The organism is Actinoplanes sp. NPDC026670, from assembly GCF_040638175.1.
Classification (GTDB): Bacteria; Actinomycetota; Actinomycetes; order Mycobacteriales; family Micromonosporaceae; genus Actinoplanes.
Window position 1 is genome coordinate 59,591 of the sequence record NZ_JBEZXU010000051.1, and the last position, 19,911, is coordinate 79,501.

Annotated in this window: 17 protein-coding genes; 11 read left to right on the forward strand and 6 right to left on the reverse strand. The window is 71.5% G+C overall.

All coding sequences use genetic code 11. From position 1 onward, the window contains the following. The first annotated feature begins 28 nt into the window (after positions 1-28). Positions 29-1,528 (forward strand): amino acid permease, encoded by a 1,500-nt coding sequence (locus tag AB0E94_RS37030; RefSeq protein WP_360336182.1) that lies wholly within the window; start codon positions 29-31, stop codon positions 1,526-1,528. After that, complete coding sequence (locus AB0E94_RS37035; RefSeq protein ID WP_360336184.1) at positions 1,525-2,391, forward strand: universal stress protein; 867 nt, start codon at positions 1,525-1,527, stop codon at positions 2,389-2,391. The genes AB0E94_RS37030 and AB0E94_RS37035 overlap by 4 nt, the downstream gene beginning before the upstream one ends. Positions 2,392-2,511: 120 nt before the next feature. On the opposite strand, the gene AB0E94_RS37040 is transcribed toward AB0E94_RS37035, so the two are convergent. The 3 genes from AB0E94_RS37040 to AB0E94_RS37050 all read right to left on the reverse strand — a co-directional run bounded on the left by AB0E94_RS37040 (position 2,512) and on the right by AB0E94_RS37050 (position 5,662). After that, complete coding sequence (locus AB0E94_RS37040; protein ID WP_360336186.1) at positions 2,512-3,471, reverse strand: serine/threonine-protein kinase; 960 nt, start codon at positions 3,469-3,471, stop codon at positions 2,512-2,514. A 276-nt stretch (positions 3,472-3,747) separates the two neighbouring features. Further along, positions 3,748-4,659 carry a hypothetical protein gene (locus AB0E94_RS37045; protein ID WP_360336188.1) on the reverse strand — a complete coding sequence of 304 codons (912 nt, stop codon included), beginning with the start codon at positions 4,657-4,659 and terminating at the stop codon, positions 3,748-3,750. 67 nt (positions 4,660-4,726) lie between these two features. Beyond that, positions 4,727-5,662: a sulfotransferase gene (locus AB0E94_RS37050; protein WP_360336190.1), complete on the reverse strand. Its 936-nt coding sequence runs from the start codon at positions 5,660-5,662 to the stop codon at positions 4,727-4,729. An 821-nt stretch (positions 5,663-6,483) separates the two neighbouring features. Here AB0E94_RS37050 and AB0E94_RS37055 point away from each other — a divergent pair. From AB0E94_RS37055 to AB0E94_RS37080, 6 genes are read left to right on the forward strand one after another with little or no spacing between them, the layout of a single operon-like run. Then, positions 6,484-7,404 (forward strand): glycosyltransferase family 2 protein, encoded by a 921-nt coding sequence (locus AB0E94_RS37055; protein ID WP_360336192.1) that lies wholly within the window; start codon positions 6,484-6,486, stop codon positions 7,402-7,404. 34 nt (positions 7,405-7,438) lie between these two features. Next, a complete protein-coding gene (locus AB0E94_RS37060; protein WP_360336194.1) occupies positions 7,439-8,395 on the forward strand; it encodes a glycosyltransferase family 2 protein in 957 nt (318 codons plus the stop codon). After that, positions 8,392-9,711, forward strand: a complete 1,320-nt coding sequence (locus AB0E94_RS37065; protein WP_360336196.1) for a glycosyltransferase family 2 protein — start codon at positions 8,392-8,394, stop codon at positions 9,709-9,711. Before AB0E94_RS37060 ends, AB0E94_RS37065 begins: the two co-directional genes overlap by 4 nt. A gap of 29 nt (positions 9,712-9,740) precedes the next feature. Next, on the forward strand, positions 9,741-11,807 hold the full coding sequence (locus AB0E94_RS37070) for a hypothetical protein (protein ID WP_360336198.1): 2,067 nt from the start codon (positions 9,741-9,743) through the stop codon (positions 11,805-11,807). Then, positions 11,804-12,580, forward strand: a complete 777-nt coding sequence (locus AB0E94_RS37075; RefSeq protein WP_360336200.1) for a DUF1616 domain-containing protein — start codon at positions 11,804-11,806, stop codon at positions 12,578-12,580. The genes AB0E94_RS37070 and AB0E94_RS37075 overlap by 4 nt, the downstream gene beginning before the upstream one ends. Before the next feature lie 24 nt (positions 12,581-12,604). Then, entirely contained in the window at positions 12,605-13,636 is a 1,032-nt protein-coding gene (locus tag AB0E94_RS37080; protein WP_360336202.1) for a glycosyl hydrolase, read from the forward strand. On the opposite strand, the gene AB0E94_RS37085 is transcribed toward AB0E94_RS37080, so the two are convergent. Then, on the reverse strand, positions 13,626-14,672 hold the full coding sequence (locus AB0E94_RS37085; RefSeq protein ID WP_360336204.1) for a glycosyl hydrolase: 1,047 nt from the start codon (positions 14,670-14,672) through the stop codon (positions 13,626-13,628). The two genes, AB0E94_RS37080 and AB0E94_RS37085, sit on opposite strands and share 11 nt — an antisense overlap. Beyond that, positions 14,669-15,457, reverse strand: coding sequence for a polysaccharide deacetylase family protein (locus tag AB0E94_RS37090; RefSeq protein WP_360336206.1), 789 nt, complete (start codon positions 15,455-15,457; stop codon positions 14,669-14,671). The genes AB0E94_RS37085 and AB0E94_RS37090 overlap by 4 nt, the downstream gene beginning before the upstream one ends. Before the next feature lie 251 nt (positions 15,458-15,708). Between AB0E94_RS37090 and AB0E94_RS37095 the strand changes: the two genes are divergently transcribed. Continuing rightward, complete coding sequence (locus AB0E94_RS37095; protein WP_317792511.1) at positions 15,709-16,371, forward strand: hypothetical protein; 663 nt, start codon at positions 15,709-15,711, stop codon at positions 16,369-16,371. Between the two features lie 148 nt (positions 16,372-16,519). Here the strand turns inward: AB0E94_RS37095 and AB0E94_RS37100 are convergent, their stop codons facing one another. Further along, on the reverse strand, positions 16,520-17,395 hold the full coding sequence (locus AB0E94_RS37100) for a ScyD/ScyE family protein (RefSeq protein WP_360336208.1): 876 nt from the start codon (positions 17,393-17,395) through the stop codon (positions 16,520-16,522). A gap of 361 nt (positions 17,396-17,756) precedes the next feature. On the opposite strand from AB0E94_RS37100, the gene AB0E94_RS37105 reads away from it, so the two are divergent. Both AB0E94_RS37105 and AB0E94_RS37110 read left to right on the forward strand, forming a co-directional pair. Next, positions 17,757-18,422 (forward strand): nucleoside/nucleotide kinase family protein, encoded by a 666-nt coding sequence (locus AB0E94_RS37105; RefSeq protein ID WP_360336210.1) that lies wholly within the window; start codon positions 17,757-17,759, stop codon positions 18,420-18,422. A gap of 210 nt (positions 18,423-18,632) precedes the next feature. Next, positions 18,633-19,814: a metallophosphoesterase gene (locus AB0E94_RS37110; RefSeq protein ID WP_360336212.1), complete on the forward strand. Its 1,182-nt coding sequence runs from the start codon at positions 18,633-18,635 to the stop codon at positions 19,812-19,814. Positions 19,815-19,911 lie beyond the last annotated feature (97 nt).

Genomic DNA, 19,911 nt, shown 5'->3' on the forward strand with positions numbered 1-19,911 from the left:
GCTGGGAGATTCCTGGGAGGAGAGCCGAATGGCTGGACGGGGCATCTTCGCGGTACGGGACGTGCGATCGCTGATCTCGGAGACATCCGAGGAGGGCACGCAGCTCAAACGGGCGGTCGGGGCGACCCAGCTGACCGCCATGGGGGTCGGCGCGATCATCGGCACCGGCATCTTCGTGGTCATCGGCAAGGGCTCGTCGCTGGCCGGCCCGGCGGTGATCCTGTCGTTCGTGCTGGCCGCGGTGGCCTGCGCGTTCTCGGCGCTGTCCTATGCCGAGCTGGCGTCGTCGATCCCGGTGTCCGGCAGCGCCTACACCTACGCGTACGCGACGCTCGGTGAGCTGGTCGCGTGGATCATCGGCTGGGACCTGATCCTGGAGTACGGGGTGTCGGTCGCCGCCATCGCGGTCGGCTGGGGCGGCAACCTGAACGCGTTCCTGGACGCGACGTTCGGGTATTCGCTGCCGGACGCGATCTCGGCCGCCCCCGAGGAGGGCGGCGTGTTCAACCTGCCGGCCGTGTTCATCGTCCTGGCGATCACGTTGCTGCTGGTCCGCGGGGTCACCGAGAGCGTGCGCGTCAACCTGATCATGGTCGTGATCAAGCTGGTCGTGCTGGTGTTCTTCATCGTCGTCGCGTTCGTCAACTTCAGCACCGACAACTTCACCCCGTTCGCGCCGGAGGGGGTGGACGGGGTGACCGCGGCCGCGGCGATCATCTTCTTCGCGTACATCGGCTTCGACGCCGTCTCCACCGGCAGTGAGGAGGCCCGCAACCCGGCGAAGGACCTGCCGATGGCGATCCTCGGCTCGCTGCTGATCTGCACGGTGTTCTACGTGCTGACCGTGGTCGGCGCGATCGGCATCGCCAGCCCCGCGCAGATGGCCGAGTCGGACGCCCCGCTCGCCGCCGCCCTCGACCAGGGCGCCGGGCTGAACTGGGCGGCCGCGATCCTGGCCCTCGGGGCGGTCGTCGCGATCACCAGCGTGGTCCTGGTGATCTTCTACGGACAGACCCGGATCTTCTTCGCGATGTGCCGCGACGGCCTGCTCCCGCGCCGCCTCGCCACAGTCAATCAGCGGTACGGGACACCCGCGCGCCTGACCATCGGGCTCGGTGTGCTGATCGCGATCCTGGCGGCGCTCGTCCCCCTGGGCACCATCGTCGAACTGGTCAACATCGGGACACTGTTCGCGTTCGTGCTGGTCAACATCGGGGTGATCGTGCTGCGCCGGACCCGTCCGGACATGCCCCGGCCGTACCGCGTGCCGTGGTCCCCGGTCCTGCCGCTGGTCGGTATCGCGTTCGCGATCTACCTGATGACCGACCTGCCCTGGGACACCTGGCTACGGTTCGTCGCGTGGCTGGCGGTCGGCCTGCTGATCTACTTCGCCTACGGCTACCGCAACTCCCGCCTCCGCACTGATTCTGTCTCACCCGCACCTTCCGCGGCGCCGGCCGAGACCACCGCGCCCGATGCGCCGCCGGCCTCTCCCCCGCAACCCGGCGATGACGGGACGAAGTCATGACGGCCACCGGCCCGGTGATCGTCGGCGTCGACGGCGGCCCCACCTCCGCCGACGCGATCACCCTGGGCCGCTGGGCCGCCACCACCCTGGACGCCCCGCTGGTCGTCGCGGCCGTGCACCCGGCGCCCTCGGCGATCGGTTCCGGCCGGGTCGACGCCGAATGGATCAGCGACCGCCGCGCCGCCGCCGAACGCGCCCTCGACGAGGCCCGCGCACACCAGACCACGGATGCCGAGTACCGGGTGATCGCCTCCAGCTCAGCCGCCCACGGCCTGCATGACCTGGCCGAGCAGCTGGCCGCTGCACTGATCGTGGTCGGTTCGTCGGCGGCCGCACCGACGGCCCGCACCTTCGCCGGCAGCACCGCCAGACGCCTGCTGGCCGGCAGTGTCTGCCCGGTGGCGGTGGCCCCGGCCGGAATGCCCACCCCACCGGGAACGCTGGGCCGGATCGGCGTCGCCTACGTGGACACCCCCGACGGCCGGGCCGCCCTGACCACCGCGGCCCGCCTGGCGACCCGCACCGGAACCCCGTTACGCCTGGTCACGGTGGTGACTCGGGGCGACGCGGCCCGGCCTTTCCTGCTCGGTTCGGACGCTGAGCGGGCGTTCCTCGACACCGCCCGCGAATCCTACGAGGAGGCGCTGCGCAAGGCCGCCGAGTCGGTCCCCGAGGCGACCGTGGAGTGGGAGCTGCGCACCGGCGACGTAGTCGAGTCACTGGCCGAACTGGACGATGTCGACGTGCTCTTCTGTGGCTCCCGCGGTTACGGCCCGGCCCGCCGCGTCCTGCTCGGCGGAGTCTCGGCCCGCCTGCTCCACCGGGCCCGCCGCCCGGTGGTGGTCGTCCCCCGAGCCCCCTGACCCGGTTCCCCCGGATCCGCGAACCCGGCCGCGCAAACCCACCAGCCGTCGCCCAGCCCGGCCAAACCGCCCGCATTCCGGTCGTGAGCGACGGCTCGCGGTCTCGGGCGGCCGGCGCGGTCAGGCCCGGTGGCGGCCGATGTGGTCGTCGTCCAGTGCGGGCACGGCTGAGGTGGGGGCCGCGGCGGCTCGTTCGTCCCAGGGGGAGACTCTGGGTGGGCGGCTCTCCGCCGGGGAGAGGTCGCGCAGCGGGACGTAGACCCGGGCGTCCACCGCTTCGGCCAGGAGCAGGGCCGCGACCAGGGCGGTCGGCCGTTCCGAAGGGTCGCGGGCCAGACAGCGGGAGCACAGGTCGAGCACCTCGGATGGCAGGTGTTCGAGGTGTGGGAGGGGTTCCGGGTCGGCGAAGCGCTGGGCCACCACCATCTCGGTGTGGGTGCGCGCCGACCATGGCAGGCGTCCGGCCAGGCAGTGGTAGAGCAGGGTGCCGAGGGCGAACATGTCGGCGGCGGGGGTGGCCGGGTGGCCGTCGAAGCGTTCCGGGGCGATGTAGGCGGGGGTGCCCATGACCGGGCCGTCCGGGTCGACCTCGGGGGTGCCGACGACGGCGGCGATGCCGAAGTCGAGGACTTTGGCGCCGGACGGGGTGAGCATGATGTTCGCCGGTTTGATGTCGCGGTGCACCACGTTCTCGGCGTGGGCGGCGGCGAGCCCGGCCGCCACCTCGGCGCAGATCCGCACGCCGATGCGCCAGTCGATCGGGCCGCCGGCGAGATGTTCGCTCAGGGTCTGCCCTTCGACGAGCTCCATCACGATGTACGGCACGTCGCGCTCAGCCCCGGGCGAGGTTCCGAAGTCGTGCACCCCGGCGACGTTGGGGTGGGCGAGGCGGGCGGCGGAGCGGGCTTCGGCACGGACCAGCGCGACCCCGGTCTCGCCGAGGGTGCCCTCCACCGCCGGGTGCATGATCTTGACGGCGACCGGCCGGTCGAGGACCCGGTCGTGGCCGCGCCACACTTCCGACATGCCGCCCAGGCCGATCCGGTTGACCAGCCGGTACCGGCCGCCCAGTGTCCGCATCCGCACCCCCTGTTGCCGTGTTTCAAGGGGTGCCGTTACCCGGCCGGACCAGGCACAAAACTAATGGAGATGGCGGAGCCGTCACCTTGTGGGTGATGACTCCGCCATTCGACAGGGCGGCCGTTTTTCGCGCCCACCTGACGTCGCCGACGACGTTAGGTCATCATCCCGGGAGGCCTGGAACCGGCCCCCACCTGGGGTGATCGCGCTCTCAGCTGATCATCGTGCGCCCACAGCCGATCACTCTGAGTAAGAGCATTTGAGTGAAAACAAAGGTCAGAACAATTCGGTACGCAGATCGTGCGCCCCGTCCGGCCGGGTGGCTTCGTAGTAGAGCCGCTGCCGTCCGCCGGGAAGCGCGACGAGACTGAGGTAGCGCAGCCCGTACGGCTCGTGGGGACTGCCGACCGGCTCCCGGTCCTCGGCGGCGAGCTCGCCGAACGTGCCGTCGGGCAGCCGCACGCCGTGGGCGACGCCGGTGCGTTCCTCCCAGTTCTCCCCGGCGGTGGCCCGGCCGTCGTAGGAGGCGACGATCCGGTCCCCGTCGACGACGACCGAGGAGACGCGGACGCCCCGGGCGTCCCACTCGCCGGTCCGGCCCCGCAGTGCGGTCCGCACCCACGTCCAGTGCACGCCGTCGGGGCTGGTGGCGTATTCGGTGGTCATCCGGTCGGCGTCGTCCCAGGATTCGAGCGGGTGCACCGACGCCCACAGGTGCCAGCCGTGCTCGTCGTGGTGCAGCACCGGGTCCTTGACGCCGGCGGTCTCGTCGCCGGCCAGCACGGTGCGCGGCTCGGCGCCGGCCAGGCCTTCCGGGGTGTCGGCTTCGAGCAGGTCGACCCGCCAGTGTTTGGTGCCGGGGGTGGCGGCGCTGACGTAGAGCCGCCACCGCCCCTCGGGGGTGCGGACCAGCGCGGGCCGTTCCAGCGACTCGGCGCCGAACCGGTCCTTGGTGATCTCGGCGACCACGGTGAAGGTGAGGCCGTCGGCCGAGCGGGCCACCACGTTGGCGATGCCCCGGCCGGCGCCGATCGGGAGCCGCAGGCGGTACGCCAGGTAGACGTGCCCGTCGGCGTGGACCGTGCTGGGGGCGCCGGACCAGGCGCCCGCCTCGGATCCGGGCGGCTCGACCACCACCGTGGCGTCGTCCCAGCCGGGCAGTGGCAGAGCGGTGGTTCCGATCGTCAACGCGGCTCCCCTGGTCAGTCGGGCCTCGAGCCCATCAAGTTTGCATCAGCTATCGGGTTTGTGGGGTTTAGGCGGTCCGGGCGTGTCGGTCCAGACTGAGCCAGTCGTCGTACCGCTCGCCGGTGACATCCTGCAACAGGGCGATGTCCTCGGCGAAGTAGGGCAGCAGCGCGGCGCGTTCCCCGGGCGTGGTGACCGGCCGGTTGCCCTTGGTGCGGTGCAACAGGGTGAGCAGCGGACCGCGGGCGGCCAGGCGCAGCGGGACCGGGAACCGGTGGCCGAACCCGCCGCCGGCGCGCAGCAGACTCCGCAGCACCCGGTTGACCCCGTTGTCCTCGACGTAGTGCCGGTTGACGTTCTCCTTGGGGATGGCGGTCAGGACGCCGGTGCGCACGCCCAGGAAGGAGCAGACCCGGTCCAGGGTCTCGGCCGGGTTGTCCTTGAGGTCGCGGTAGCGCAGCAGGAGCACCTGGTCACGGGAGAACCGCTGGTAGAGGTGCTGTAGCTGCCGCCCGTAGAGCCCGAGGCCGATGTAGTGCCAGAAGTCGGCCCAGTGCCGGGCCTTACGGGACTCCTCGGCATGGCAGGCGGCCAGGAAGTCGGCCTCCTCCTCGAGCCCGGCCACCCACAGGTGGGTCCAGTTGGAGTGGGCCCGGTCGACCGGGTCACGGAGCAGGATGACCAGCTTCACGTCCGGGATGAGCGCCTTGATGCGGTCGTGGGCGCTCAGGTCGTACAGATAGAAGGGGGTTGCCTCGCCTTTGAGGGTTTTCGGCGGCGCCGCGGCGAACAGCTTCTCGTAGTCGGGGCGGCGCCAGATGTGCTCCTGGTAGGTCTGCACGTCGCCGGGGCCGCCGATGGCCGGTGGCGGGCCGTCGGAGAGGAAGAACTTCGGCTCCTTGACCGGCGACAGGTAGAGGTCGGGGTGGCCGGTCAGCGCGGCGTGCAGGGCGGTGGTCCCGGCTTTGGGCACGCCGGCGATCAGGAAGTCGGGAAGAGACATGCGGATCCCCCTCGGCTGAAATGACACTTAGCCTACAGATCAACTAGGATTTCGCAGCCCTCGGCTCATGTGGTGAACGCCTCGCTGGGCCATGATGCCCGTTCCCGGCCGCGCGTACGCCCGAAAAAAGCGAACCGTCCGGTAACCGGCGACCCCGCTCCGGCGGCACGACCGAGGCCGGCATCGGCCGACCCGGCAGCCGCCGGACGATCGTCAGCCGCCCGAACGGCCGAGGCCGATCAACCGCCGCCACCACGGCGCCGCCGAGCGGAACCGCCGGCAGCCGGCAGCTGGACAAAGGGCACATTCGGTGCCGGGTCGGTAGTGCTCGTGCGCCCGGTACGGGTGTCCACAGACGCAGAGTCCGGTTTCAGTCGCCATCACTCCACCAACGGCTCACGGCTTCGCAGGCCACGCGCTTCCAACAAGATCGATGCTAACGCTCACCGGCTGCAACTACACCTTCACCATGGCCGGACCATCGGCAACACGTTCCGTGACGACTGCATGCCGGCTCGTAGAAATCATCACCGAACCGACTTGTCCGGATTTAAGGAACTTCTCCGATTTCCGGATATTCGTCGGAGACGTTCCTTGCCGCCCTTCCGAGTCCGCCGATGTCCACTACTAACAGTGATATCTGGCAGGAACCTTCACGATGCGGGCAGCGTTACTAGCTGGTACTTAACGTCACTGTGACCCTCGTGGCCCCGTCGGACGGTTGACGCTGCGTAATCCGTTGCTAGGTTGATCACTCGAAGCGAGCGGCCGGGCAAACCGCTTGTCACACCGGTCGTACGGCCGCCCCGGAAGGGACCGACATGGAGTTCTCGCACGTGACCCCGAGTACCGACAGTGACCGACTGCAATCACCGACCGTAAGCGTTGTCATTCCAACGCTGAATGAGGAGCGGAACCTGCCACATGTGTTCGCCAAGCTCCCGGCGATGATCACCCAGGTGGTCGTCGTCGACGGCGGCTCCAAGGACCGCACCGTCGAGGTGGCGCGGCAGCTCCGGCCGGACGCGGTGATCGTGCAGCAGACCCGTACCGGCAAGGGCAACGCGCTGGCCTGCGGCTTCGCGGCCTGCACGGGCGACATCATCGTGATGATCGACGCCGACGGCTCGACCGACCCGGCCGAGATCCCGCTCTTCGTCGAGAAACTGATCCGCGGCGACCACTTCGTGAAGGGTTCCCGGTTCAGCCACGGCGGCCACAGCCACGACATCACCCGGCTGCGCAAGCTCGGCAACGACGGGCTCAACCTGGTGGTGAACGTCCTGTTCCGGACGCACTTCACCGACCTCTGCTACGGCTACAACGCCTTCTGGCGCTCGGTCGTGCCGGCCCTGGACCTGCCGGACGTGCAGCTGCCCCGCCCGGCCGGCGGCCGCAAGCTGTGGGGCGACGGGTTCGAGATCGAGACGATGATCAACATCCGGGCGGTCGCCGAGAAGCTCAAGGTCGGCGAGGTCGGCAGCATCGAGCACGAGCGGATCTTCGGGCAGAGCAACCTCAACACCTTCAAGGACGGCTTCCGCGTGCTGCGGACCATCCTCAGCGAGTACGGCCGGATGCGCAGCCGTCGCCGCAGCGGCCTGCGTCCCTTCGTGGAGAGCCTGCGCCTGCCGGCCAAGCCACAGCTGCGTACCGCCACCCCCCGGCACGCCACCGACCCCCGCCGCGAGGCCGCGCCTCTCAACCGGGCCGCCCGGTCACGAGTTCCGCTCGACGACTGACGACCCGCGACGAGCCACACAGGAGCCCTCCCCCGTGAACCACACCCCCCTCGCCACGACCATCGTCATCCCGACCTACTCCGAGGTGCGCTGGGAATACCTGAACCGGGTGCTCGCCTCGGCCCGGTCACAGACCCACACGCCCGCCGAGATCGTCGTGGTCGTCGACCACAACCCGGCGATGTTCGAGCGGATCAAGCGTGAGCTGCCCGGCATCACGGTGCTGCAGAACGCGTACGCCCAGGGCGTCTCCGGCAACCGGAACACCGGCGCGTTCCACGCCCGGACGCCGCTGATCGCGTTCCTGGACGACGACATCATCGCCGACGAGAACTGGCTGGCCCGCCAGATCGAGCCGTTCACCGACCCGGCCGTGGTCGGCACCGGCGGCGCGATCCGGCCCGCCTGGGAGGGCCGGGCCCCGCGCTGGATGCCGGCCGAGTTCCTGTGGGCGGTCGGTGGCTCGTACCAGGGAATGCCGACGCGGACCTCGCCGATCCGCAACGTCTGGTCGGCGAACATGATCGTCCGCAAGGACGCCTTCGAGCGGGCCGGCGGTTTCCGGGTGGGCTTCGGCAAGCTCGGCTCCCGCAACCGGCCCGAGGACACCGACCTGTGCCTGCGGATGAGCCAGGTCAGCGGCGGCCGCTGGATGTACGTGCCGGCCGCCGTCATCCAGCACGAGGTGCCGGCCGAGCGGGCGAGTTTCCGGTTCTTCCTGCGCCGCTGCTACGCCGAGGGCCGCGGCAAGGTGCAGATGGCCGGCCTGCACGAGGACGACGCCCTGGGCGCCGAGAAGAACTACCTGTGGTCGCTGCCCCGGGCGATGTTCCGGCATCTGGCCGCCGGTCTGACCGGCCGCGGCTCGGACCACTTCCTGCGCGCCGGCGGTGTGGTCGCCGGTGTCGCCGCCGCCGGGTTCGGTGGCGTCGTCGAAACCGTCAGCTCCAGGCGGCCCGGCCGCCGTACCCCGGTGGAGGCCACCCCGTGACCGCGACGTTCCCGGCCGCTCCGCGGCTCGACGACACCGGCGTGCTGCCCGCTGTCGTCCTCGATCTGGAGATCTCCGAGCCGCTGCCCGCGGTCGCCGCCACCGCGCCCGACGGCCGCCGGGTGCAGCAGGCCTGGGCCCTGGTCCGGCTGTTCACCGAGCCGCTCGGCACGATGCTGGTCGACGTGCCGGAGCAGGGCCTCACCCCGGCCGCGCTGGCCGCCGCGATCGACTCGGCGCTCGGCGACGTGCTGCGGCCCCGCCTCGGCGGCCCGGTGCCGGCCACCGGGTTCGTCCCGGCGACCGAACCGGCCTTCCTGGCCGGCCGGCGCGCGGCCCTCGCCGCGGCGCCCGACATCACCGTGGTGATCTGCACCCGGGAGCGGCCCGGCGCGCTGGCCCGGGCCCTGGACAGCCTGCTCGGCCAGGTCCACATGCCGGCCCGGATCCTGGTCGTGGACAACGCCCCGGCCACCGACGCGACCGCCGAGGTGGTCCGGTCGGCGGCCCGCCGCGGCCCGATCGAATACCTGCGGGAGCCGAAGGCCGGGCTGTCGTTCGCCCGCAACGCGGCCGAGGCGGCGACCCGCGGCGAGATCGTCGCGTGGCTCGACGACGACGAGCTGGCCGACCGCTACTGGCTGGCCGAGGTGGCCCGCGCGCTGGTCGACAACCCGGACGCCGACGTGGTGTCCGGTGTGATCGTGCCGGCCGAGCTGGAGACCCGGGCGCAGGTCTGGTTCGAGCAGTTCGGCGGGCACAGCAAGGGCCGCGGCTTCACCCCGGCCACGTTCGGGCCGCACACCGCGCACCTGCAGAGCCCGCTCTACCCGCTGCCGCCGTTCGGCACCGGGGCCAACATGACGTTCCGGCCCGGCGTGATCGAGCGGATCGGCGGCTGGGACAACGCGCTCGGCGCCGGCACCCCGGCGATGGGCTCGGAGGACACCCTCGCGTTCACCAAGGTGCTGCTGGCCGGCGGGACGATCGTGTACCAGCCGACCGCGGTCACCCACCACTACCACCGGCGCGACTTCGAAGGCCTGCACAAGCAGATGGTCGGGTACGGCACCGGGCTGACCGCGGCGTACACCGGGCTCCTGCTGGGCCGGCCGGGGCTGCTGTGGCCGCTGATCCGGCTGGCCCCGACCGCGCTGCGTGATCTCACCGGGCCGGACAGCCTGCGGGTGTCGACTCTCCAGGACGATTTCCCACGTGAGCTGCTCACGGCCAACCGGCGGGGGATGATGGCCGGACCGGGTGCGTACCTGCGAGGACGCCGCGCGGCCCGGGCGAAGCTGCGCGCTGCCCGCTGACCGACAACCCGATTCTGGAGGGTCTTTCCATGGGGGACCAGCCGACGCCCGACGTGGACGGGGCGCCGGAGGCGGAGCCGGATGCCGAGCCGAATGCCGAGCCGGAAGCCGAGCCGGAAGCGCCGGCCGACGACACCGTCATCCTGAAGGCGGCCGACGACACGGTCATCCTCCGCCTGCCCGACGCACCGAAGAGCACCAAGGTCAACGCCCTGACCATGGTGCGCAAGCAGGCCGAGAACGGGACCGCCGGGGAACCGCAGGCGCCGCGCAGCGTGTACGACCTCGGCTGGGCGCCGTGGGTGCTGGCGGTGTCCAGTCTCGGCGTGGTGCTGGTCGCCCTGGCCTACGCCGGCGGCCGGCACGAGGCCGGCTGGGCGATGGCCGCCTACTGGATCGGCCAGGTCATCGTCTTCTCCCCGGTGGTGTTCCGGCTGCTGAGCCGGCTGGCCGGGGTGGCCGAGTCGTTCGTGCTGGTGATGGGGCTGGCGGCGAACCAGTACATGCTCAAGTGGATGTACAGTCCGGACCAGTTCCGGTTCCCCGACGAGCTCCAGCACTGGCTGGCCACCACCCTGATCACCGAGTCGGGCGACCTGTTCCGGCCGAACAACGCGCTGCCGCCGGCCGTGCACTTCCCCGGCCTGGCCGAGATGGGCGCCGGGTTGTCGCTGCTCACCGGGCTGCCGGTGACCGCGGCCGGCACGATCGTGGCCGGCGTCGCGCACCTGATGTTCGTGGGCCTGCTGTTCGCGGCCGTGCTGCGGGCCAGCAACTCCCCCGCGATGGCCGGTGTCGCCTGCGTGACCTACGCGACGGCCATGCACTACCTGTTCTTCAATTCGATGTTCCTGTACGCGACCGCCGCCCTGCCGTACTTCATGCTCACCGTCTGGGCGCACCGCCGCTGGCGGACCGGCGGCGGCCACAAGTTCCTGGCGCTGGTGGTGACCGGCATCCTGATGACCACGGTCAGCCACCACGTGACGGCGTTCGCGCTGGTCGCGACGTTGCTGCTGCTGGCCGTGACGGAGCTGGTCCTGGACCGGCCGCGCCCGTGGGCCACGCTGATCGCGCCGGCTGCCGCCCTGGCCGTGGTGTGCGCCTGGATCGGCCTGGTGGCCCGGGACGTCATCGCGTACCTGGAGTCCCCGGCCCGGCGGCTGGCCGACGCGCTGAGCCAGATCTTCGGCGGCGCGGCGAGTGAGCAGACCGGCACGGCGAGCGCGGTGCCGCTGGGGCAGCTGGCCGTACAGGGCCTGGGCCTGCTGGGTCTGTTCGTGCTGTTCCTGGCGGTGGCCCGGGACATGATCGTGCGGAAGGACCGGGACAGCTGGCGGTGGGCGGCGCTGGTCGGCGGGGCGGTGTTCTTCGCCGGCAACGGGGCCCGGTTCCTCGGCTCGGGCGGCCCGGAGATCGCCGGGCGGCTGTCGACGTTCACCTACATCCCGATGTCGATCATCGCGGCGATCGCGATCGTGCACGCCGTGCGGATCATCCCGGAGAAGGACGAGGACGGCCGGCGCTGGCGGTCCGTGCCGCCGCCGGGGGTCGCGGTCACCACCGGGCGGCGCCTGGCCAACCAGGTGTACATCGGCACCACTCTGATCACGCTGCTCATGGTGGGCGCCCGGACCGGTGGCTGGCCGCCGGTGTCGGCGCTGGTGCCGGGCCCGTACCTGCCGGCCTCCTACGAGCGGTCGGTGGACGCCTTCGGGGTGGACGCGGCGCACTGGCAGGCGCAGAACCTGCCGCACGGGTCCCGGGTCGGCGGCGACATCACCGCGGTGGCGCTGTCCTCGACGTACGGCCGGATCGACCCGGTCCGCGAGGTGGGCCCGCTGTACTGGGCGTCCTGGTGGACCGAGAGCGAGGAGCAGTTCGCCCGGCAGCTGGCGATCGGCTACCTGGTGGTGGACCGGCGGCTCAGCGACCGGATCCCGGCCGACAACGCGTACTTCCAGGACGACCCGATGGCCGGCCGGATCACCGAGCCGCTCAGCGAGGCCCAGCTGGGCAAGTTCGACCTGATCCCGGAGATGTCGCGGATCTACGACAACGGCACCGTGCGGATCTACCGTTTGGAGAACACGTGAACCCGGTGCGTGCCGGTGTGCTGGCCGGCCTGACCGTGGCGGCGGCGGTCGCCGTGGAGACCGGCCCGCTCCCGCTGTCGCTGCCGGGTGGGCTGCTGCTCGCGTTCCTGCTGCCCGGCTACGCGCTGAACGAGGCGATCTTCCGGCCCCGGCGGCGCGACATCGGGGTGGTCGAACGGGCCGTGCTGGTGCCGTCGCTGAGCCTGGCCGTGCTGGTGCTCGGCGGCCTGGTCCTGTGGGGCGCCGGCGGGCACCTGAACCGGACCAGCTGGACCCTGGTGTGCGCGGTGAGCACGCTGATCGCGACCGGGGCCGCCTACTACCGGACGCTACGGGCGGCGGCGCCGGAGACGGAACCCGCACCGGCGCCGGCGGTGCGGGCCGGGATTCAGGACCGCCTGATCCGGGACGTGCTGCCACTGGTCCTGGCGGTGCTGCTGGTCGCCGGGGCGGGCGTGTGGTCGTACGCGGACTCGGTGAACACCTACGACGTCACGGTGACCACCCTGTCGGCGCAGCCGCCCGGCCCGGTGGACGCCGACGGCAACCGGCCCGTCCAGGTGGCGGCGACCGGGCTGTCCGCGGGCGAGTGGACGCTGGTGCTCAGTGACCCGGCCGGTGTCGAGGTGGACCGGCAGGACGTGGCGCCGGACGGCGCGGGCGGATGGTCGGGCCAGGTCACGGTGCCCGGGGACGAGCGGGTCACGGTGAACCTTTTCCGAGGTCAGGAGGCGGCGGCGTTCCGTACGCTGGTCATCTCGGACGTTCCGTAGGACCGCAGACCTGGAGTCGCTCGCATGCCGTCTCTCCGCTGGATGGCCGCGGCGGTGCTCCTGGTCGCCGGCTGCACGCCGGCGGCTGAGGCGCCCGGGAGACCGGATCCCCGGTCCGCCCGGGCGATGATCGCGCTGCCGCGGGAGGCGGGCGCCTGGCCCGGCCCGGCCGGGCTGTCCGGCGTGAACGGCTTCCCGCTGCTCGACACCGCGTCGGTGACCGATTTCTGCACCGACCGCGGCCGCCCGTGCGGGATGGCGCAGACCTACACCGACCGCACCGACTACGAGTCGATGACCCGCGGCTCGGCCTGGGTGTTCGAGTCGTTCGCCGGTTTCGACGGTGTCCTGGTGGTGTCGCAGGCGCTGGTGCCGGACAAGGGCGAGGCCCTGGTCAAGGACTGCGCGGCGGGGGTCTACGACCAGCACTGGCGGGATTTCGGGGCGCTGATGGCCGAACACGGCCGGGGTGACTCGGTGGTCCGGCTGGGCTGGGAGATGAACGAGTCCTCGATGGCCTGGCGGGGCCTGGACGCGACCGCCTACATCGGCTGTTACCGGAAGGCGGCGACCGCGATCCGGGCCGGGAACCCGCAGGTCACGCTGGACTGGACGATCAACGCGCACAACACGCCGGCCGATCTGTGCGGCGGCCTGAGCACCAACTGCTACCCGGGTGACGAGTATGTCGACGTGATCGGGATCGACAACTACGACCACCACCCGTGGTCCCCGACCGAGGCTGATTTCGATCGGACCGCGGCGGCGCCCGAGGGCCTGGACTGGCTGTTCGCGTTCGCCCGCGCGCACGGCAAGCCGTTCTCGGTCGGCGAGTGGGGGGTGATGCCGACCGGCGACGCCGGGAAGGACAACCCGGACTTCGTCCGCTGGATGCACGCCTGGTTCGCCGACCACGCCCCGTACCTGGCGTACGAGGCGTGGTTCCAGCGCTGTGACGGCACCGTCTCGCAGTCGGCGATCCTGCGACCGGACGATCCGGACTGCCTGCCGAACACCGGATCGTCCGACGTGTACCGGGAGCTGTTCAGCCGCTGAACCGGGCGTTGCCGGCCATCTCCCGGTACGCGGCAGCCGCGTCCGGCAGCGAGTCGAGCCGCCAGTGCTCGGGATAACTGGGATGCGTGTCGGTGTCGAACCACACCACCCCGCCGATCGCCGGCCGCTGCTCCACATAGGCGGTGAGTTGCCGGATCCAGTCGGCCTTGGTGGTGCCGCCGTAGTCCTTCGACCCGACCTCGGTGATCATGATCGGCTTGCGTGGCGAGTACTTGGCGTAGACCGGGTCGAACAGCGTGGCCGGCGCCTCGGAGTGCAGGTTGTAACCGGAGACGCCGACCCAGTCGACGTAGTCGTCGCCCGGGTAGTAGGCGTCGATCCGGTTCCATTCGGCCTTCGGGCTGGAGTTCCAGTTCGGGCTCCACACCCACGAGACGTTCTCGGCGCCCTCGTCGTCGAAGATCTTCCGCAGTTTCCGGAAGCACTTCACGTACCCCTCGGTGTCCTGGTCGTTCTTGGCCCCGCCCCACCGGTACCAGTCGCCGTTCATCTCCCAGCCCCAGCGCAGCAGAGCCGGCCTGTCCAGGTCACGGATCCGGCGGGCGGCCGCGGCGATCAGGTCGTCGGCGTCGCCGTCGAGGATCTCGCCGTACTTCGGGCCGCGCCACGACACCATCGGGACCGAGCCCTTCGGCATGCCCTCGATCCTGTCGGGGAGCTTGTCCTCCCACGCGTAGAAGACGTGCGTGATCGCCTGGTCCCGGCCGATCTGGCCGCGGCGCAGCTTCACCGCCTCGGGATAGGTCATCCCGTCCAGCCCCAGGTAGGAGCCGAGCAGAGCCTTCCCTGCGGTGAACGGCACGGTCCCGCCGAGCTTGCCGGCGACATCCTGGAAAGGGGCCGGGGTCGCGGTGGAGGTGGCGGTCGGCACGCCACTGACCGAGAGCGGCGCCGGGCGGCCGGCCGCCTTCCACATGCCGAAGACACCGGCCGAGGAGGCCACCCCGAGCCCGGCCAGGCCGAGCAGCCCGCGCCTGGTGACCACGTCGTCGGGGCGCCGGTGGGTGCCCGTCACGTGAGCTCCCGGCCGGCCTTGCGGGCCAGCCGGCGAACCATCCGCCAGCCCGGCTGGGCGCACTGCCGCAGCCGCGCGGCCGGGGTCGCCGCGGTGCTGCCGACGAGGGCGACCAGGTCGGCGCCGGTGTGGTCCGGGGTGGGCTGGAAGCGCGGCACCGCGAACCGGCGCTCGGCCGGAGTGTGCGGGCGGCGGCCGACCTCGGTCGCGTTGTCGTGCCCGGACCGCTCGACCACCCGGCGGACCAGCGCGCTGTTGTAGCCGTGCGGGTACGCGAACGACCGCACCCGCTGCTGGAGGCGCTGTTCGAGCTGGTCGCGGCTGTTGACCACCTCCTCGCGCAGCTGCGCCGGGGCGAGCACGTCGAGCGGATGGTGGACGAGGCTGTGGTTGCCGATCTCGATGCCGGCCGCGGCCACCTCGGCCAGCTCGGCCCAGGTCAGCATCGGGCCGAAGGCGGGCGCGTACCGGCCGAGCCACCCGGCGTGACCACCCAGGTGGCCGACCGAGGCGTAGAGGGTGGCGCCGGCGCCCGCCTTGCGCAGCGCGGGGACACCCTCGGTGAGGAAGTCGCGGTAGCCGTCGTCGAAGGTGAGCGCGACCATCCGCTCGGTGCTGCCGGCCGCCCGCAGATCGAGCGCCTCGGTCAGCCCGACCAGCCGGTAGCCGGCCTCGCTCAATGCGTTGAGCTGCTCGGACAGCCGTTCCGGCGGCACTGCGAGGTCGCGCAGCGGGCCGGCGACTCCGGAGACCGAGTGGTACATCAGCGCGGGCAGCGTGGTCACCGCGTCCTCCCCCATGATCCTGTTTCCGGCCGCCAAAGTTACCCGCTGTGATCGCCGCGCCGGGTCCTCCGTTCGACTGGACCTCTGGCCTTTTCACACTACAGCCAGTAATGTCCGAGACCTTCCAAGTCCCCGGCCAGCGTAAACGGCGTCACACGATCATTACTTAAAGTGATATGTGAACCGAAGACCAACCGGAGACGTATCGGAGGGCAACACCGAAACCGCTCTAAACCCCGGGAGCGCGCACCATGTTCCGCCTCATTCAGTTGCACACCGAAAGCGGCGTCCCACGCATCGGCGTGGACCCCGACGGCTACGCCAGCGCCCGCGCCGCGCTGGCCCACTACCGGACCGCCCCGGCCACGTACTTCGCGGTCGGCCGCTTCGACCATGAGGGCACCCTCACCGAGGTGATACTCGACCCGATATGCGGGCTCGACGGCGCCTGCCAGCGCCCGGCTTCGGTGATCCACGCGCAGACCTACGAACGCCTCTGCGAGCGGTGCGCCTCCGGCCTCGACGTGCTGACCGTCCCGCAACTGGCCCGCCGCCTCGGCATCGCCTGCCGGCTCGCCCCGAGCGTCGCCCGGTTCCGGCAGACCGCGCTCGGCGGCCTGCGCGCCCCGTCCGGCAACCGGATCGCCCGGGAATTCCCCGACCACGTCCATGACGCGGCCTGGCGCCAGGAGCTCTGCATCAGCCTCACCCAGAGCCCCACCGCCCTGAACGGCCTGCTCATCGGCGTCGGCGCGCTCAGCCACCGCCAGGTCCTCGACCTCTTCCCGGCGCTGTGCGCCCTCGGCGACGAACTCCCCGACGCCATCCACGAGGACCTCACCCGGGCCACCGCGCGGCCGCTCTCCCCCGCGGGCGTCGCCGGCCTCCGGCTCGGCCTGAAGAACAAACCCTGACCCCTCATTCGGTACGGCCACGCCGGCTCACGTGGCTACCCCGCGACGCAGGCGGCGGTCCCGGCCGCCAAGGCGCCTCTCGGGCGGAAGCGCCGGGTCACCGTCACCCCGGGTCGGCTGGCTCTCACCAGCGAGAGCCAGCCGGGTTTCAAAGGCGGATCTTCAGGACGGCGCCGGTGTCCTGGCAGGTGCTGCACGTGGAGACGTAGGCGTGGCCACCCCGGATGGCCAGGCCGCCCGGTGAACTCAGGCCGGTCGTCGCCACCACCCGGCGTTCGCCCTTCCCGTCGACGCTGGTCAGGGCGCCTCTCTCCAGGACGTACAGGCGGTTGCCGGGACCCCAGGCCAGGTCGATCACCCCGCTGAAACCGGTGGCCCACACCGCTGGGGCGCGGCCGGGCTCGACACGCCAGATCCGGGCGGCGGGTGGCCGTACCGCCGCAGGGTCGAACATCTCGCCGACGAACCAGGCGCCGTCCGGACCCGCCGTCACCGAACTCGGTGTCCCCGGCCCCGGGAAGGTGGCGATCGTCCGCAACCGGCCCCGCGGGCCGATCCGCAGCAGTGCCCGCTCGCGGGCGTCCACGATCACCGAATCCACCGCGGCGACCGGCGCCGGTATCGCGGTCAGCAGGTTCGCGCCCCGGTACAGGCCTGGCCCGGCGGTCGACGTGTGGACCGGCTCGCCGTCCGCGCCGATCGTCACGTCCGACGGCCCGGTCACCCCGGCCATCCCTGCCCCCGACGCCAGACCGGAGACCACTCGCCACTGGTGACCGAATTCGATTACCGTGATCGCTCCGGAGGGCCCGGAGCAGGCGTCCTGCCCACAGGACGGGCCGCCGCGGCCGGCCTCGGCGACATACAGCTCGCCGCGTACGCCGAAGGCGAGGCCTCGCGGATTGTCCAGACCGCGGGCGACGATCTCCACCGACGTCCGGCCCGGCAGCGGCAGCACCGGATCGGTGCCCTGACCGGCGAGCAGCAGCCCGAAGACAGCAAGATGTGAACGGATCGTGAGCAACTAGAACCCCCGTGTAGTCAACTCTCCCCGGACAGGTTCTTTTGCCGCCTTTGCCCGCGCATATCGCCCGAACGGCCGTTCAACCCCGGAAGTCGTTGATCCGACCCCGGTTCGGCCTCAGGAGCCGTTGGTCCGGCCCCGGTTCAACCCCGGGAGTCGTGTTGATCCGACCTCGGTTCGGCCTCGGCAGTCGTTGATCCGACCCCGGTTCGGCCTCGGCAGTCGTTGATCCGACCCCGGTTCGGCCTCGGCAGTCGTTGATCCGACCCCGGTTCGGCCTCGGCAGTCGTTGATCCGACCCCGGTTCGGCCTCGGCAGTCGTTGCTCCGGCCTCCGGGCGGGTGACCGGTACGGTCAGCGCATGACGTTCGCCGAACTGGTGTCCCGCGCCCGCGGCCTGGCCGGGAACGGTCGCCGGGCGGTCCTCGGCATCGCCGGCCCGCCCGCGGCCGGCAAGACCACCCTGGCCGCCGCGCTGGTCGAGGCGCTGTCCGCGGCGCCGCCACCTGGCTACGGACCCGGCTGGGTGGCGCACGTGCCGATGGACGGATTCCACCTGGCCGACGCCGAACTGGAGCGGATCGGGCTGCGCGACCGCAAAGGCGCCCCGGACACCTTCGACGCGTGGGGCTTCGCGGCCCTGCTGCGGCGGCTGGTCGAGGACCGCGACGAGATGATCTACGCGCCCGGGTTCGAGCGGATCCTGGAACAGCCGATCGCCGGCAGCATCCCGGTACCCCGGACCGCCCGGCTGATCATCACCGAAGGCAACTACCTGCTGCTCGACGAACCCCGCTGGACGCCGGTGCGGGACCTGCTGGCCGAAGTCTGGTACGCGGATCTGGAGAACGGCGAACGGCTGCGGCGCCTGATCGAACGGCACATCCGGTTCGGCAAGGCCCCGGCCGCCGCGGAGGCCTGGGCGACCGGCACCGACGAGCGCAACGCCGAGGTGATCGCGGCCTCCCAGGACCGGGCCGACCTGATCGTGGACTACGCAGCCCTGGCCATCGGTCTCCACCAGTAGCGGACCGCCGACTGTCAGCCGCAGCGAACCATCGGCCTTCAGCGGCAACGGACCATCGGCTGTCAGCCGCAGCGAACCATCGACCTTCAGCGGCAACAGACCATCAGCCGTCAGCCGCAGCGGACCATCGGCCGTCAGCGGATCGGATCTGAGAGTGGGCTGAGTAACGGCTTTCGGATTTCGGTGCCGGGCAGTGGCATGCTTGCCGTCATGTCGGTGGGTGAGGCGGTCGAGACCGAGCCGCGCAGGCGCGGGCCCCGGTTCGCGCGTTTCGGTCTGGTTCTGGTCGCGGTGCTGTCGCTGCTGTTCGGCGTGCCGTGGGCGACGCTCGTGTGGTCCGGCAACGACTGGCCGCTGCCGGTCTTCGTCGCCGGCACGCTGCTGTTCCTCGGGGTGGCCGCCGGTTTCCCTTATCTGATGTTCCGCGGGCACGGCGGCCACCGTGACCTCGAGTCCCGGATCGCCGACACCCTGCTCGGCGTGGTCTGGGTGCTGTTCACCTGGTCACTGATCGGCCAGTTGGCCGGCCTGCTGCTGCTCGCTGCCGGCGTCGACGACCCGATCCGGTCACGGCTGGTCTCGGCCGGTGTCGTGGTGGTCTCGGCGGGCCTGCTGATCTGGGGCTACACCGAGGCGATGCGGGTGTCCCGGGTGCGCCGGGTGGACGTGACGATCCCCCGGCTCGGCCCCGGCCTCGACGGGCTCAAGGTCGTGCTGATCACCGACACCCACTACGGGCCGATCGACCGTTCACGCTGGTCGCGAGGAGTCACCGAGGTGGTCAACTCGCTCGACCCGGACATCGTGGCGCACACCGGCGACATCGCCGACGGCCAGGTCGAGCAGCGCCTGGAGATGGCCGCTCCGCTGGCCGACATCCGGGCCCGGTTCGCGCGGGTCTACGTGACCGGCAACCACGAGTACCACAGCGGCGCCCAGGGCTGGGTCGAGCACATGGAGCACCTCGGCTGGGAGACCCTGCACAACCGGCACGTCCTGGTCACCCGGGGCGGCGACTCGCTGGTGGTGGCCGGCGTCGACGACCGCACCGCCGGCGGCTCCGGCCTACCCGGCCACCGGACCGACCACGAGGCCGCACTGTCCGGCGCCGACCCGGATCTGCCGGTCCTGCTGCTGGCCCACCAGCCGCAGCAGATCAGGGACGCGGTGGCGCACGGCATCGACCTCCAGCTGTCCGGACACACCCACGGCGGCCAGATGTGGCCCTTCCACTACCTGGTCCTCACCGACCAGCCGAGCCTCCAGGGCCTGTCCCGGCACTCCGAGCGCACCCAGCTCTACACGAGCCGCGGCACCGGTTTCTGGGGCCCGCCGTTCCGGATCTTCGCCCCCAGCGAGATCACCCTGCTGACCCTCCGCTCCAGCCACTAGCCACCCACCGCGGCCCGCCACCGCCCGCCACCCACCGCGGCCCGCCCGCCGCCACCCGCAACCCACCGCGGGCCGCCCGCCCGCAGCCGCCCGCAGC